The 15540-nt window shown below is 37.7% G+C and carries 12 protein-coding genes; 9 read left to right on the top strand and 3 right to left on the bottom strand.

From position 1 onward, the window contains the following. The first annotated feature begins 46 nt into the window (after positions 1 to 46). On the top strand, positions 47 to 1186 hold the full coding sequence (locus J0L69_14725; GenBank protein MBN8694446.1) for an acyl-CoA dehydrogenase: 1140 nt from the start codon (positions 47 to 49) through the stop codon (positions 1184 to 1186). A gap of 127 nt (positions 1187 to 1313) precedes the next feature. Continuing rightward, positions 1314 to 2687, top strand: a complete 1374-nt coding sequence (locus tag J0L69_14720) for a pyridoxal-phosphate dependent enzyme (GenBank protein ID MBN8694445.1) — start codon at positions 1314 to 1316, stop codon at positions 2685 to 2687. Here J0L69_14720 and J0L69_14715 read toward each other — a convergent pair. Then, positions 2684 to 3838, bottom strand: coding sequence for an FAD-binding oxidoreductase (locus tag J0L69_14715; GenBank protein MBN8694444.1), 1155 nt, complete (start codon positions 3836 to 3838; stop codon positions 2684 to 2686). The genes J0L69_14720 and J0L69_14715 overlap by 4 nt on opposite strands. Positions 3839 to 3894: 56 nt before the next feature. Here J0L69_14715 and J0L69_14710 point away from each other — a divergent pair, with 56 nt between their 5' ends. From J0L69_14710 to J0L69_14680, 7 genes are all read left to right on the top strand, one after another. Further along, a complete protein-coding gene (locus J0L69_14710) occupies positions 3895 to 7683 on the top strand; it encodes a carboxypeptidase regulatory-like domain-containing protein (protein MBN8694443.1) in 3789 nt (1262 codons plus the stop codon). Beyond that, positions 7661 to 8656 (top strand): class I SAM-dependent methyltransferase, encoded by a 996-nt coding sequence (locus J0L69_14705; GenBank protein MBN8694442.1) that lies wholly within the window; start codon positions 7661 to 7663, stop codon positions 8654 to 8656. The genes J0L69_14710 and J0L69_14705 overlap by 23 nt, the downstream gene beginning before the upstream one ends. 67 nt (positions 8657 to 8723) lie before the next feature. Continuing rightward, the gene (locus tag J0L69_14700; protein MBN8694441.1) at positions 8724 to 9740 is read left to right on the top strand and encodes a hypothetical protein; all 1017 of its coding nucleotides are present in this window, start codon (positions 8724 to 8726) and stop codon (positions 9738 to 9740) included. Between the two features lie 85 nt (positions 9741 to 9825). Next, on the top strand, positions 9826 to 11190 hold the full coding sequence (locus tag J0L69_14695) for a peptidoglycan synthetase (GenBank protein ID MBN8694440.1): 1365 nt from the start codon (positions 9826 to 9828) through the stop codon (positions 11188 to 11190). Positions 11191 to 11305: 115 nt separating this feature from the next. Next, positions 11306 to 12787 carry a hypothetical protein gene (locus tag J0L69_14690; GenBank protein ID MBN8694439.1) on the top strand — a complete coding sequence of 494 codons (1482 nt, stop codon included), beginning with the start codon at positions 11306 to 11308 and terminating at the stop codon, positions 12785 to 12787. Positions 12788 to 12855: 68 nt separating this feature from the next. Then, on the top strand, positions 12856 to 13362 hold the full coding sequence (locus J0L69_14685; protein ID MBN8694438.1) for a metallophosphoesterase family protein: 507 nt from the start codon (positions 12856 to 12858) through the stop codon (positions 13360 to 13362). Between the two features lie 37 nt (positions 13363 to 13399). Next, positions 13400 to 13876 (top strand): hypothetical protein, encoded by a 477-nt coding sequence (locus J0L69_14680; GenBank protein ID MBN8694437.1) that lies wholly within the window; start codon positions 13400 to 13402, stop codon positions 13874 to 13876. 4 nt (positions 13877 to 13880) lie between these two features. Here the strand turns inward: J0L69_14680 and J0L69_14675 are convergent, their stop codons facing one another. Further along, positions 13881 to 14666: an energy transducer TonB gene (locus tag J0L69_14675; GenBank protein MBN8694436.1), complete on the bottom strand. Its 786-nt coding sequence runs from the start codon at positions 14664 to 14666 to the stop codon at positions 13881 to 13883. Then, positions 14659 to 15540: a peptide chain release factor N(5)-glutamine methyltransferase gene (gene prmC / locus J0L69_14670; GenBank protein ID MBN8694435.1), complete on the bottom strand. Its 882-nt coding sequence runs from the start codon at positions 15538 to 15540 to the stop codon at positions 14659 to 14661. Before prmC ends, J0L69_14675 begins: the two co-directional genes overlap by 8 nt.

The following is a 15540-nucleotide window of genomic DNA, read 5'->3' as shown; positions in this document are numbered from 1 at the left end:
TATTTGCAAGGTTACAAAAAATAAGTCAAACTTAAATTATTATACCATGCATTTTGAACTTACCGAAGAGCATTTAATGATCCAAAAAGCAGCTCGTGAATTTGCACAGAACGAATTAAAACCGGGTGTGATTGAGCGCGATGAACAACAAAAATTCCCTACTGAGCAAGTGAAAAAAATGGCTGAGTTAGGGTTTTTAGGTATGATGGTTGATCCGAAATACGGTGGAGGCGGTATGGATGCTATTTCTTACGTTTTAGCAATGGAAGAAATTTCTAAAGTGGATGCGTCTTGTAGCGTAATTATGAGTGTAAATAACTCTTTAGTGTGCTGGGGACTTGAAAGTTTTGGTACAGAAGAGCAAAAACAAAAATATTTGGTGCCTTTAGCAAAAGGTGAGAAAATCGGGGCATTCTGTTTATCAGAACCGGAAGCAGGCAGTGATGCTACTTCTCAAAAAACAACTGCGATTGATATGGGCGACCATTATTTATTAAATGGAACAAAAAACTGGATTACTAACGGAAACAGTGCTTCAGTTTATTTAGTGATGGCGCAAACCAATGTGGAAGCCGGGCATCGTGGAATTAACTGTTTAATTGTAGAAAAAGGCATGCCTGGATTTACTGTAGGCCCAAAAGAAAATAAAATGGGAATCCGTGCCAGCGATACACATTCCTTAATGTTCGACAACGTAAAAGTTCCGAAAGCGAATCGAATTGGTGAGGAAGGTTTTGGATTTAAGTTTGCGATGAAAACTTTGGGTGGCGGACGAATCGGAATTGCTTCACAAGCTTTAGGAATTGCAAGTGGTGCTTATGAATTAGCTTTGGCTTACTCAAAAGAACGAAAAGCATTTGGAAAAGAAATCAGCAAACATCAGGCTATTCAGTTTAAATTAGCGGATATGGCGACTCGTATTGAAGCTGCTCGCTTAATGATTTTCCGCGCTGCTTGGTTAAAAGATCGCCATTTACCAATGGATAAAGAAAGTGCGATGGCTAAAGTATATGCTTCTGAAACGGCAATGTGGGTAACTACTGAAGCGGTTCAGATTCATGGTGGTTACGGATATGTAAAGGAGTACCATGTAGAACGTTTAATGCGTGATGCAAAGATTACACAGATTTACGAAGGAACAAGCGAAGTTCAGCGCATTGTTATTTCCCGTGCGCTCTTAGCATAATTCAATTAAGATAATTAACGCCCCGCTTTTGGTGAATCCTTAAGCGGGGCTTTTTGTTTACAACACGTCAAAATAAAATTCTCATTTCTTAAGGCTATTTTTTAATTTCGTAAGCAGTAATAAAATCATGAAAGTTTGTAAAAATATCATCGAAGCCATTGGTAATACACCATTGGTTCGTCTCAACAAAATCACGAAAGATTTACCTTGCGAAGTATATGCAAAGGTGGAAACTTTTAATCCGGGTAACTCCATTAAAGACCGCATGGCCATTAAAATGATAGAAGATGCGGAGAAAGATGGTCGTTTAAAACCGGGCGGAACCATCATTGAAGGAACCAGCGGTAACACCGGAATGGGGTTGGCAATTGGTGCAGTTATTAAAGGTTACAAATGTATTTTTACAACTACCGATAAACAAAGTAAAGAAAAAGTGGATGCTCTTCGTGCTTTTGGCGCTGAAGTTGTGGTTTGTCCTACGGATGTAGATCCTGAAGATCCGCGTTCGTATTATTCTGTTTCATCGAGATTAGTGAACGAAATTCCTAATTCATGGAAACCGAACCAATACGATAATCCAAGTAATGCCGTTGCTCATTATGAGCAAACCGGTCCTGAAATTTGGGATCAAACGGATGGAAAAGTAACGCATTTAGTTGTAGGAGTTGGAACAGGAGGAACGATTTGCGGTACCGGAAAATATTTGAAAGAAAAGAATCCTAATATTAAAGTGCTAGGTATCGATACTTACGGTTCTGTATTTAAAAAATATAAAGAGACAGGTATTTTCGATAAGAATGAAATTTACCCATACATCACTGAAGGTATCGGAGAAGATTTTTTACCGGAGAACGTTGACTTCAACATCATCGATCATTTCGAAAAGGTTACGGATAAAGATGCAGCAATTATGACGCGCCGTATTACCCGTGAAGAAGCGATTTTCGTAGGTAATAGTGCAGGATCAGCTTTAGCAGGTTTGTTGCAAATGAGCGGCATGTTTAAAAAGGGAGATGTGGTTGTTGTTATTTTCCACGATCACGGCACGCGTTACCTTGGTAAAATGTTTAATGATGATTGGATGCGAGAGAGAGGTTTCTTACAAGTGAATAAACCAAAAGCTTTGGATTTAATCTCTTCCCACAAAAATCAAAAATTGGTAACGGTAGAAGCTAACGCTACGGTGAATGATGCATTAACTTTAATGAATAAATACGGAATTTCTCAAATCCCTGTTACTAAAGGTGCAGAGTTTGTTGGGTCGTTAAATGATAGTTATTTATTCGCTAAATTGATTGAAAGCAATGATTCAAAAAACAAAACCATTGAATCAGTTATGCAGCCCGCTTTCCCAATGGTAGATGCACAAACACCTATCGATGAAATTTCAAAACTAATTACAAAGGATAACAATGCGGTTTTAATGAAAGATTTAGGTGGAAATGCCCACATCATTACTAAACATGACGTTATTCAGGCGGTAGCAAAAATGTCGAACTAAGAAACAAGTTGAGCAGCTTCTTTTCCTACTAAGCTGCCAATGGCAACACCCATACCACCCATTCTTACAGCGCAAACAATGTTTGCGCTGTAGTTTTTTATAATTGGTCGTTTTTCGCTGCCAACACCCATAATTCCGGCCCAACGGTGTTCAATTTCAAATTTTTGTTTTGGAAGAATAACCGTTTTTAAAAGTTGTTCCAATTGATTTTGAATTTTTGGCGTCACCTTAAGCTCAGTCGTGGTTTCACCCTCAAAATCAAGGTTTCGTCCGCCCCCAAATAATAATCGACCATCAATATTCCGGAAATAATAAAATCCTTCGTCGTAATGAAAAGTCCCCTTAATCTTTAAATTTTTAATAGGCTTTGTGATTAAAACCTGCGCACGGGCAGGAGCAACGTCTTTTATCTTCAGCAGTTCTTTTGCAAATCCGTTGATGGCAACTATACATTTTTTGCATTTAAACACACCAAATCCGGTGTTGAGTTCGACGCCGGATTTTAAATCTTTCAACTCATTTACATGTACACCTGAAATGATTTCAATGCCCGTTTTTTGAGCTAATTCCGCAAGTTGAGTGAATAGTTTTGAGGTGTCAATCTGACCTTCATGTTTATTTAAAATAACACCACTTAAATCGTTGAATCCAAACTTATTAATGCTTTTGTTGGCGATCGAATAACAATTGCTTTTGCCGATGTATTCCTTCGATTTTTTATTCAAATAATTTAGCTTTTCAGAGCATAACTCAAAACTCTTGTTTGTATTGAAAAGCTCATATCCGCCCCAGTTATGAAAATCGATGTTTTTATCGCCCAAATTTTTTCTCAGAAGCTGAAGTCCGTTCCAACGCATTTGAACGGTTTCCCATACACTATCTTCCGGCATTTTCTTTAAATCAGCGAGTAATTCGCTCGGACTGCCAAAGCAGGCAAATCCCGCATTTTTAGTGCTGGCACCCATTGGTATAATGCCGCTTTCCAAAACAAAAACTTTTGCTTTTTTGTGTTTGCGTTTATACTCAATAGCAGCAGTTAACCCAACGATTCCCGCCCCTACGACAATTAAATCAGCTAATGAAAAGTAATGTTTCAACTCCCAATAACTTATATTAACAGAAAGGTTTGAATTACTTGTCGGAATTGTCATAAAAAAGGGTAGATTATTTTGTAAATTTAAGATGTTTTTAGGATACTTGTTATTGTATGAAATTTAGGCAATTTTTAATAGTTACCTTCTGGGTCTTAATTTCTATTGCCTATGCTCAGGATGCGCCTACTTTTCCCTTGCATGTAGAGGGTACTATTACAAATCTGGAAGATACACCGATGCCTGGTGCTATCATTCAGGTTTCTCAAAACGGACAAGTGATTAAAAACATTACCACAGATGGTTCCGGAAGTTATCAATTCGATTTACCGCTTAATGCTGATTATGTGGTAACGGTTACCAAACCCGGGCATGTATCAAAAAAATTTACGGTTAGTACGAAGGGTGTTCCTCCTGATAGAGCAACGTCTAAATTCGGAACCGTTGAAGCTAGTTTAAGTTTATTCGAAAAAATGGAAGGGATTGATTATTCTGCGCTTAATCAGCCAATGAATAAATATTCCTACAACGCCAATAAAGAAAATTTTGAATACGATGCGAATTATCTGAATGCAATGATTGCTTCATTGCAGAATATTATGGCACAACAGGCAGCAGCCATTGAACGCGCTAAACAACTCGAGAGAAATTACCAAGCAGCGATCAAAGCCGGTGATAAAGCCTTCCAGAAAAATGATTGGGCAGGAGCAAAAGCTGCTTATACACAAGCATTGGGTTTAAAGCCAAATGAAACCTGGCCAAAGGATCAGATGACTCAAATTGATAAAATCATCAAGGAGCAAGAAGCATTAAACAAAAAGAAAGAAGAAGATGCTAAGAAGGCAGCGGAAGAAGCTGCTAAAGCAAAAGCGGAAGCTGAACTGAATGCTAAATATGCGGCAGCTATCAAAAAGGGAGATGATGCTTTCAATGCAAAAAATTGGGCGGCCGCGAAATTGGGATATAATGAAGCAATAGGTTATAAACCGGGCGAGCAATATCCGAAAGATAAATTAGCAGCGATTGATAAAGCGATTGCTGATGAAGCAGCGAATAAAAGTAAAGCTGAACTTGATGCTAAATACGCAGCTGCAGTAAAAAAAGGCGATGACGCTTTCAATGCGAAAAACTGGACAGCAGCAAAAGCCGGATATAATGAAGCATTAGGTTTTAAACCTGCTGAACAATATCCAAAAGATAAAATTGCAGCCATCGATAAAGCGATTGCCGATGAAGCCGCCGCCAAAGCTAAAGCAGATGCCGAAGCAAAAAATAAAGCGGAGTTAGAAGCGAAGTATGCCGCAGCTATTAAGCGAGGCGACGAAGGTTTCGCGAAAAAGGATTGGGCGAACGCAAAAGCCGCTTATACAGAAGCAAGCGGATTAAAATCAGCAGAGCAGTATCCAAAAACACAACTGGCTGCCATTGATAAAGCAATGGCTGATGAAGCTGCTGCTAAAGCAAAAGCTGATGCCGACGCGAAAGCAAAAGCAGAATTAGAAGCAAAATACGCAGCAGCTATCAAAAAAGGTGATGATGCTTTCGCAAAAAAAGATTGGGCAACTGCGAAAGGTGGCTATAATGAAGCATTAACAATTAAGGCAAATGAACAATATCCTAAAGATAAACTAGCCGCTATCGATAAAGCTATTGCTGATGAAAACGCTGCTAAATCAAAAGCTGAACTCGACGCTAAATACGCCGCCGCGATTAAAAAAGGTGATGATGCCTTCGCACAAAAAGATTGGACAAACGCTAAAGGCGGATACAATGAAGCTCTCACAATTAAAGCAAATGAGCAATATCCTAAAGATAAATTAGCCGCTATTGATAAAGCGATTGCAGATGAAGCTGCCGCTAAAGCAAAAGCGGAAGGTGATGCAAAGGCAAAAGCGGAATTGGAAGCGAAGTATGCAGCTGCTATCAAAAAGGGCGATGAAGGATTTGCGAAGAAAGATTGGGCAAATGCAAAGTCAGCATACAACGAAGCATTAGGTTATAAGTCGGCAGAAAAATATCCAAAGGATCAAATTGCAGCCATCGATAAAGCCTTAGCTGATGAAGCCGCCGCAAAAGCTAAAGCAGAAGCAGATAAAGCAAAAGCAGAGGCGGATGCGAAGGCGAAAGCAGAATTAGAAGCGAAATACGCAGCGGCTATTAAAAAAGGCGATGAAGCATTCGCTGCAAAAAATTGGCCAACAGCTCGCACGGGTTACAATGAAGCCTTAGGTTTCAAACCAAACGAAGCTTATCCAAAATCGCAATTAGCCGCAATAGATAAAGCGATTGCGGATGAAAAAGCAAATATGGATGCTGCTGCTAAAGCAAAGGCGGAGGCAGAATTAAATGCGAAGTACGAAGAGGCGATTAAGCAAGGTGATGCCGGATTTGCAAGTAAAGATTGGGCAAATGCAAAAGCAGCTTACAATAAAGCATTAGGGTTTAAGCCAGCTGAAAAATATCCTAAAGATCAAATTGCAGCTATTGATAAAACGTTAGCGGATGAAGCGGCAGCCAAAGCAAAAGCCGATGCAGATGCAAAATCAAAAGCAGAGAAGGAAGCGAAGTACGCAGCTGCCATTAAGAAGGGAGATGACGGATTTAACGCGAAAAACTGGACGAATGCAAAAGCCGGTTTCAATGAAGCTTTAGGTATCAAACCGGATGAACAATATCCTAAAGACAGACTCGCAGCTATTGATAAAGCCATTGCAGATGAGAACGCGAATAAATCAAAAGCAGAGTTGGACGCAAAATACAATGCAGCCATCAAAAAGGGTGATGATGCTTTTGCGAAGAAAGATTGGGCCACTTCCAAAGCAGGATATAATGATGCGCTTGGTGTAAAACCGGGAGAACAATATCCAAAAGATAAATTAGTAGAAATCGAAAAAGCTATTGCGGCAGACAATGCCAATAAATCAAAAGCTGAACTCGATGCTAAATACACCGCCGCTATTAAAAAGGGTGATGCGGCTTTCGCGAAGAAAGATTGGACAAATGCGAAGGCCGGATATAATGAAGCATTAACTGTAAAGTCGGAAGAACAATATCCTAAAGATAAATTAGCAGAAATTGAAAAAGCGATTGCAGATGAGTTAGCGAATAAATCAAAAGCGGAAGGTGATGCAAAAGCGAAAGCAGAGAAGGATGCAAAATACGCGGCAGCCATTAAAAAGGGTGATGATGCATTCACGAAGAAAGAATGGGTAACAGCAAAAGAAGGTTACATCGAAGCATCCGGCTTAAAACCGGAAGAACAATATCCAAAAGTTCGATTAGCTGCCATTGAAGCTGAAATTGCAAAAGAAGGTGAAGCAAAAGCGCTTGCTGAATTAAGGGCAAAGTATGATGCCATCGTTAAAAAAGCAGATGGTTTATTTGCAAAGAAGAGTTGGGTAGAAGCTAAAGCAGCTTATTACGAGGCATTACAGTATTTGCCGGATGAAAAATATCCTAAGATGCAAATTGGTGCTATCAATAAAGCCATGAGCGGCGCTAACGATCCAAATGAGCAAAAATACAAGGATGCGATTGCAAAAGCAGATAATAATTTTAACGGCAAACAATACAAAGAAGCAAAAACACATTATGAAGAGGCACTTACCTATAAAGGCGGTGATGCTTATGCAAAAGGACGCTTGTTAGAAATAGAAAAATTATTGAACTCTGATTCACAAGTGAAAACTGCCGACCGTAAGAAGGAACTTTTAGCAAAATATCCTCCGGGTGTAACTGAAGAAGTCATAAACGGACAAGGTGTTACCATTATCCAAAGAGCGGTTGTTAAAGATGGTGATGTTTGGATTTACCAGAAGAAAGTGTTTTCATGGGGTGGTATTTCCTACTTCCGTGATGGAAATCCAATTACCGAATTAATTTTTGAAAACGAAACGAAGCCTTAATGGGCCTATGCAAGTGAGCGAAAATATTTTTGAGGACATACGTTGTTGCGTGTGTGGCAATACCGATAAAAAAGCATTTACTGTTAAATACCAAAAATCAAATTTTGCGGTCGTTACTTGTAATTCCTGCAATTTGCATTTCATTCCACCTTATTACCGTAAAAAAATCAATTACGGAAATTATAAGGATGAAAAAGTAACGGAAGCTGTTCGTCAGGGTAATAACTGGGTGAAGGTGCAACGACACAAATTACGTTTTGATTTTATTAAGAAGTATAAATCTTCCGGTGATTTATTTGATTTAGGAGCTGGTTGGGGACACTTCATGTTGGCCGGAAAAGAGTTGGGATATAACGTGTATGGCATCGAGATTTCAGAGCAACCGTATTTGTATTCGAAAAACGATTTAAAATTACCGGTTGATCATATCGATTTCTTCGCGATGAAGGAAGATAAGCAATACGACATCGTTACACTTTGGGATGTATTGGAACACATTGATGAGGCCGATAAGTTTGTCGAGAAAATTGCACGTATCACAAAGAAAGACGGAATACTTGTATTACAGGTTCCTCAAATCGATAGTTATTTCGCCAAGAAGCATAAAGACAACTGGAAAATGATGGGACTCGATCACGTCAATTATTTCGGTAAGGATACCATTACCATACTATTAGAGAAATATGGTTTCAAGGTGGAAAAAATTAAATCCTCATTTGAATTAAAGTTGTTTATCATGTATACCATTTTACCTTTATTAAAACGGATAAAGGGCACTTCAAAGGCTAAAACAACGCAAGAGGCCAATTATGAAATCAAAGCCTCAGAACGCCAGAATTACTTTAATAAATTTACTTCCCGACCAATGTGGCAATTAAAACTCTTCGTTTTTATCCACAATATCATCTATAACTTATTGTCATTCTTCAATATTGGCGAAGAGATGATGGTAGTTGCCCGCAAAGTGAAGTAATTTATTTAATTTAGATATGGAATTTTAGTTCCGCAGGCATCTTAATTAAAAAACAAAATTAAATTATATGAAAAAGCTTATTGTTTTAACGGGTTTATTATTAAGCCTTGATTTAACAGCCCAACAAAAATCGGTTGAGGTAAAATTAAATTTATTGGATGGAAATGTGATAACAGGAACATCCATGATGGGTGATGTAGAACTGAACACATCATACGGAAAATTAATTATTCCGGTAGCTAATGTGAGCACGATTAAAGTCGGAATAGGTCGTGATAAAGCGGTAGCCGATAAAGCTCTAGGGTTTTTAAAAGTGTTGAATACTTCCACTAACGATGATGCCCGCAAAGCTGCTTATAATGACATCGTAAAATTAGGTGCAAAAGCGATTTCAGCAGTTTCCGATTTCAATAGCGATCCGAAAAATTACAATGAAAATTCATCGTATACAGGTGAATTTACTATCGATAATTTATTATCCGAATTACACTCTTCCGCTAATATAGAAGAAGGCGCTGAGGTGGATGATATTGTTACCATCGACGGACAATACACCATGGGAGGTACTTTTGCTTTTACTAAATTGGATGTAAAAACCGAATATGGAAATTTAAGTGTACCAAAAGAGAAAATTAAAAGCGTGGATGTTTCTGTTATCAGTGCCGGCGGAGCAGGGGAGTTAACTTTTAAATTGATGGCCACAAAACATATTAGTTCCAATCAAAATGGAGGTTGGTTAAAAACAGGTGTTACATTAAAGCAGGGACAAAAATTCACCATTATTGCTACCGGAGAAGTTACATTGGCAAGTTTAAGCAATCAAAAATACAAACCAGATGGAAGTTATGTAGCAACCAATGGTACGTCTTATCCTGCTACTGCTTCTGAAGAAGGAACCGGAACTACTTATCCTTCCTATGGAAATGTTGTTTATCATATTGGCGATGCCAGTACTGAAACGTTAAAAGCAGGCGCTAAATTCAGCGGTACTGCCAAATCAAGCGGCATGTTATATATTTCAATTTACGAAACGGTTTATAACGCGGCTAATACAGGCTCTTATACCGTTAAAATCGTGAAGTAACTATAAACATTTTACTGTGTAAAATAAGGGGAGCTATTGCTCCCTTTTTTTATGCTTTTAGCTTTACTTAGCGTAAATAAATTTTATGCGCGTACACTTAATTGCCATTGGAGGAAGCGCCATGCACAACATGGCTTTAGCTCTTTATGAAAAAGGTTTTATTGTTTCAGGCAGCGATGATGAAATCAACGAACCTTCTAAAAGTCGTTTGGCTAAAAAGGGCTTGTTGCCTTCTCAAATTGGTTGGTTCCCCGAGAAAATTACAGCCGATATTGATGCAGTAATCCTTGGTATGCATGCACGTGCTGATAATCCTGAATTAATACGCGCCAAAGAATTGGGATTGAAAATATACTCCTATCCCGAATATATTTACGAAGCAACAAAAGATAAAACACGAATTGTAATTGGTGGTAGTCATGGTAAAACAACGATTACGGCAATGATTTTGCATGTACTTAATTACAATAAAATGGATACTGATTTCATGGTAGGTGCACAATTGGAAGGTTTTGAAACCATGGTGAAATTAACCAAAGAAGCAAAAGTAGCAGTGATTGAAGGTGATGAGTATCTCGCTTCACCCATCGATCGCCGACCAAAATTCCATTTGTATCACCCTAACATTGCTTTATTAAGCGGAATAGCCTGGGATCATATTAATGTGTTTCCCACTTTTGATATTTATGTCGACCAGTTTACACAGTTCGTTAATTTAATAGAACCGAACGGCTCGCTTGTGTATTGCCACGAGGATAAAGAATTAGTGAAGGTGGCAGAAAAGGCAGGTACTGCTAACCAAATAAAGAAGTTCCCTTATAGTGTTCCTCCCAATAAAATTGTAGATGGAACAACTTATCTGCCGGTAAACGGTAAGGAAATTCCACTTTTGATTTTTGGTGATCATAACTTGATGAATTTAAATGGTGCACGCATGGTGTGTAATCAGGTTGGCATTTCGGATGATCAATTTTATAATGCTATTCAAAGCTTTAAAGGAGCAGCCAAGCGCTTGGAATTAGTGCATAAACAAGAACATTTTAATTTCTACAAAGATTTTGCGCATTCACCCTCAAAGTTAAAAGCAACCACAGCGGCGGTAAAGCAGCAATTCGCCGGACGTTATATTGTGGCTTGTATGGAATTGCATACTTTTAGTAGTTTAACTGAAGAGTTTCTGAATGAGTATAAGGGAGCGATGAATACTGCCGATGAAGCCATTGTGTATTACAATCCTCACACAATTGCCCATAAAAAGCTAAAACCTATTACCGAAGAACAAGTATTAAAAGCCTTTGACCGCAAGGATTTGAAAGTTTTTACAGATAGCGCTTCTGTTGTGAAGTACTTACAAGAAAAAAAATGGAATAACGCTGTATTGTTAATGATGAGCTCGGGTAATTTTGATGGTGTTGATTTCAAAGCTTTAGCTACGTCACTTCAGCTTTAAAAGATTGGTCATAGTCTATCAATGTTAACTGTACGGACAATTAACAGTCAGTGGTTTAGAAGTTGTTTTTTAATAACATGAAGACATTGTACTATTCACTTCCTTTATATTGAAAATGAAAAGTCGTAATTTATTATTAAGCCTGCTTTTGTTAAGCGTTTATTTAGCTAGCGCCCAAAAATGGTCGTTAAAAATCACCAGTCATATCGGTTACCGCAAATACATTGTTGACACGAAGGCTGTTAAAGACGAAGTACTTTTATCAGGTGCCGCTATTAAGCTTTATAAGGGAAATTCCGTTATCGATCAAGCTATGAGTGATGGTGACGGCTACTTTAGCATTTTTATTCCCGGAAACGGTGAATTTATTTTAACAGTGGCCTCTCCGGGATGCGTTACTAAACGCATATTTATTAACACGAATAATGTTCCTGAAGAAATTCAAAAGGATAATTTCAAACCAAATATTAGCATAGAAGGGTTTATATTATCGAAGCCTTTACCCGGAGTTGATTATTCAGCTTTGGAGCAAACATTAGCGAAAATTGTTTATATACCAAAAGATAGAAACTTCGGTGATGAAGAAATGTATACAAAGGAAGGTTTAGCGCTTGTTGCAAGAATAGAGGCGAATGAAATGGAATTGATTAATAATTTTTGCCAAGCCAATAAAGAGGGTGATGAAGCTGTGAAAAATGGAGATTGCTCTCTTGCAAAGAAAATGTATGAAAGTGCAATGGCTATGCTCCCGGCGGAGAAATATCCTGTAACGCAAATGGAGAAAGTTGGCGATTGTTTTAAGAAGAGGGAAGAGTTAGCGAAAAAAGCTGAAGAGGTACTTGCTGCAAAAGCTTTAGAAGAAAATTATTCTGAACTTTTAAGAAAGGGTGATGAGGCATTTAAAGCACAAAATTGGTCGATCGCAAAGGAAAGTTACACAGAAGCTTCGGCGTTGAAGCAAGATGAGCAATATCCAAAATATAAACTTATCGCAATTGAAAAAGCCATTGTAGAGGATGAGGAACAGAAAAAAGAAATTGCTAAGATGGATGAGTTAACGAAAAAATATTCAGACTTACTAAAACTGGCCGAAGGCTTGATGGCGAAAAAATTATGGACTGAAGCAGAGGAGGTATATTATGATGCTTTAAAACTTTTCCCAAATGAGAAATTGCCTAAAACACAAATTGTTGCCATCAATAAATTTGTAAGCAGAGAGTTTCCGGGAAATGATAAAAAATATAATGACGCGATAACAAGAGCTGTAAACCTGGAACCGGAGTATATTTATGCAATAAAAAAGAGCTATGAAGATGCTCTTACCTATGAGAGTGACGCCGCTTATTTAAAAAAGAAAACTACGGAATCGCCTACGAAAAATGCAGAGCATATAAAAGCTATCCTTGCAAAATACCCGTTAGGCTTAACTGAAGAAATAATTACAGGCAATGGAGTTGTTATCGTAAAAAGAGTGTTGGTAAAGGAAGGGGACGCATGGGTATATCAGAAAAAAATATTTAACTGGGGAGGAATTGCTTGTTACCGTGATGATGCAAGCATTACAGAATCCATTTTCGAGAACGAAACCAGACTGTGACATGATTCTCTAAATTGAATGTACCGTTGCAACATCGAAATGATTAAATCAATTTTCTTGAAAGTTAAATGAAAAGAATCCTTATCATTTCCGATACACATAGTCGTCTCGATGAAAAACTGATGAAATACATAGAGGAAGCTGATGAAGTGTGGCATGGAGGCGATATTGGCGACATCGAGCTTTGTCGTAAGATTGAATCTATAAAACCACTAAAGGCTGTTTGGGGAAACATTGACGGCGCTGAGTTCCGTTCAGAGTACGAAGAACATTTAGTTTTTATGTGTGAGGATGTAAAAGTGTACATCACTCACATTGGCGGTTATCCCGGCAAATATAATCCCAAAGCCAAAGCGTTTATAAAACAGGAAAATCCGAATCTTTTCATATGCGGACATTCACACATTTTAAAAGTGATGTTTGATAAGGAGTTTAATTTATTGCACATAAATCCGGGAGCCGCTGGGGTGCATGGATTTCATAAAGTAAAAACCGCCATTCGATTGCAAATTGATGGTAAGGAAATGAAGAATTTGGAAGTGATTGAGTTGGGACCGCGAGCTTCTGTTAACTAAACTTGTTAAGCCTTTATTTAATCTGTAATTTTGTACTATGTCAGAACAACAGGAAAAAGCCTATTTTAACGGAGAATCATTAAAGAAACTAATTGCTGCGGAGGGAAAACATCTGAAAGGTGTGATTTGTATTTTATGGCAGAACAGCATCAATAAGAATGATGTGGTTGAATTAATCGACCATGTTCAGTTTGTTTTTACAGATGGGTATAAATTAACTCTAGGAAGTAATCAGGACAATAATGGTTTGGAGGTAGTGGATTATAATTTTGAGCAGGAAAAAGCTGAATTGGCAAAAGAGTTTGGCGATAAAATAAAATTATTTGCCATTAATGCTACTCCTACCAAAATGTGGAAAGATGTAGAGGGCCTCAAATTAGATAGTATTCAAATTACAAAAGAAGGAAGCAGCACTTATTTAAGTGATTCTGTATTGTTTAATTTCGGCACAGAAAGACGCACAGTTTCCATTAGTCCGCTCGACGGAATTATCATTGATTTTTACGAAGAGTAAACGTTTATTGTCCGCTCGAGGAGTTGTCTCTATTCACGTTTTTTAAATTAAACGTAATGGGTAAAGTCATTTTGTAGCGAACATGTTTGCCATTTTTCACAGCAGGTTTCCATTTTGTTAGTAAAGCAACTCGGATGGCTTCTTCGGTACAGCCGCCATTTACACCTCGTGTCGACTTAACATTACTGACAAAACCATTGGTCTCTACAATAAAACTTAATTGCACTGTACCTTCGATGTTTTGAAGTTTGGCAACATTAGGGTATTCGATGTTTTCTAAAATAAAGTTGGGAAGTTCTTCATCACCTTTGTAAAATTCAGGAGATTTATCCGCTACTTCGTAAATTACAAAGCTGCTGTCTTGCGGTAACGTAATATTTTTTTTGTATTTCTTTCTTTCTTTTACTGATGCATCATATTTTGGGCCGCTGAAATTAAAAATTAAAGAACCATAGGCGTCTACACTTTTTCCTCCTATGCGGGCAGGTTCGAATTGAAAGTGTTTTAATAAACGTTTTGATTCTACTTCGTAGAAACCCTCGTGTTTTTCTTTAAAAAACGGGTCAACAACTTCACCATCTTTTGTAACAGTGAAAAAAATAGTTACGTTTTTTTCCTCTCGCCAAATAAAAGTTGGTGCAATATATTGTTGGGTTCTAACCACATGTTCTAATTGTGTTTTACCTCCAATGTTTATTGGTGGAGTTTCCGGGTTAGTTTCTATTTTTATTTGCGCCTTCATGGTAAACAGGGCAAATAAAAGATTCAATTGTAAAAATGTTCTAATCATTTCTTTCTGCTTTTAAAAAACGAATATTACCTGATAAATCCTTTAATAGGTTAACTGATTTAAATTCTCCGCATCCAATGGCAAGTTGCTTAATCTCCTGGGCATAAATCGGATTTAATTCAAAATATAAATTACCGCCTGCATTCAAATGTTTTTTACACAGTGTGATGATGCGTCGGTAAAAAAGTAATGCATCCTCATTATCTACAAATAAAGCAATTTGCGGTTCAAAATCTTTTACACGTGCATGCATGCTGTCGGCTTCTTTCTTTGCAATATAGGGAGGATTGCTAACTATGATGTCGTAATTCTCTAAACTGTAATCTGCCTCCTCAGTTAAAATGTTTACCTTATTAAACATAATGGTCACATTATTCAGAATAGCATTTTGTTGCGCGGTAATTAAAGCTTCTTGCGAAACATCCACCGCCGATACATTTGCATCCTCCAGATTTTTTTTAAGTGTAATGGGAATACATCCGCTGCCTGTACCAATATCCAATATATCCGGATCTTCAAATCCTGCGTTTTTGCAATCTTTTATAATTAATTCGACTAATTCTTCCGTCTCCGGACGAGGAATCAATACATCCGGATTGACTTTAAATTTTAAATGATAAAACTCGGTTTCTCCTAAAATATATTGGATAGGTTTGTTTTGTTTTAAAGCAAGTACACAATCATATAGTTTTATTACGTCGCTCTGATTGATGTTTTCATTCTTTCCGGTTAGAAGATCAGAGGGAGAATAATTTAAATAGTGTTTGCAAGCATATTGCGTTAATAATTTGATTTCTTCAGGCGAATAAACAGAAGCAAGTTCTGAATAGAAAAAATCAATTAAGTCACCCAGTTTATTAGAGGCAATGCGCAT

This window comes from Bacteroidota bacterium (assembly GCA_017303905.1).
Lineage (GTDB): Bacteria > Bacteroidota > Bacteroidia > B-17B0 > Aurantibacillaceae > JAHEYG01.
This window is presented reverse-complemented; position numbering and strand designations above follow the sequence as displayed.

Bases quoted from the DNA above. Each gene is read 5' to 3' on its own strand.
- J0L69_14720 (MBN8694445.1), top strand. From the start codon at position 1,314: ATGAAAGTTTGTAAAAATATCATCGAAGCCATTGGTAATACACCATTG.
- J0L69_14685 (MBN8694438.1), top strand. From the start codon at position 12,856: ATGAAAAGAATCCTTATCATTTCCGATACACATAGTCGTCTCGATGAA.
- J0L69_14710 (MBN8694443.1), top strand. From the start codon at position 3,895: ATGAAATTTAGGCAATTTTTAATAGTTACCTTCTGGGTCTTAATTTCT.
- J0L69_14700 (MBN8694441.1), top strand. From the start codon at position 8,724: ATGAAAAAGCTTATTGTTTTAACGGGTTTATTATTAAGCCTTGATTTA.
- J0L69_14695 (MBN8694440.1), top strand. From the start codon at position 9,826: ATGCGCGTACACTTAATTGCCATTGGAGGAAGCGCCATGCACAACATG.
- J0L69_14715 (MBN8694444.1), bottom strand. From the start codon at position 3,838: ATGACAATTCCGACAAGTAATTCAAACCTTTCTGTTAATATAAGTTAT.
- J0L69_14675 (MBN8694436.1), bottom strand. From the start codon at position 14,666: ATGATTAGAACATTTTTACAATTGAATCTTTTATTTGCCCTGTTTACC.
- J0L69_14680 (MBN8694437.1), top strand. From the start codon at position 13,400: ATGTCAGAACAACAGGAAAAAGCCTATTTTAACGGAGAATCATTAAAG.
- J0L69_14690 (MBN8694439.1), top strand. From the start codon at position 11,306: ATGAAAAGTCGTAATTTATTATTAAGCCTGCTTTTGTTAAGCGTTTAT.
- prmC (MBN8694435.1), bottom strand. From the start codon at position 15,540: ATGCGCATTGCCTCTAATAAACTGGGTGACTTAATTGATTTTTTCTAT.
- J0L69_14725 (MBN8694446.1), top strand. From the start codon at position 47: ATGCATTTTGAACTTACCGAAGAGCATTTAATGATCCAAAAAGCAGCT.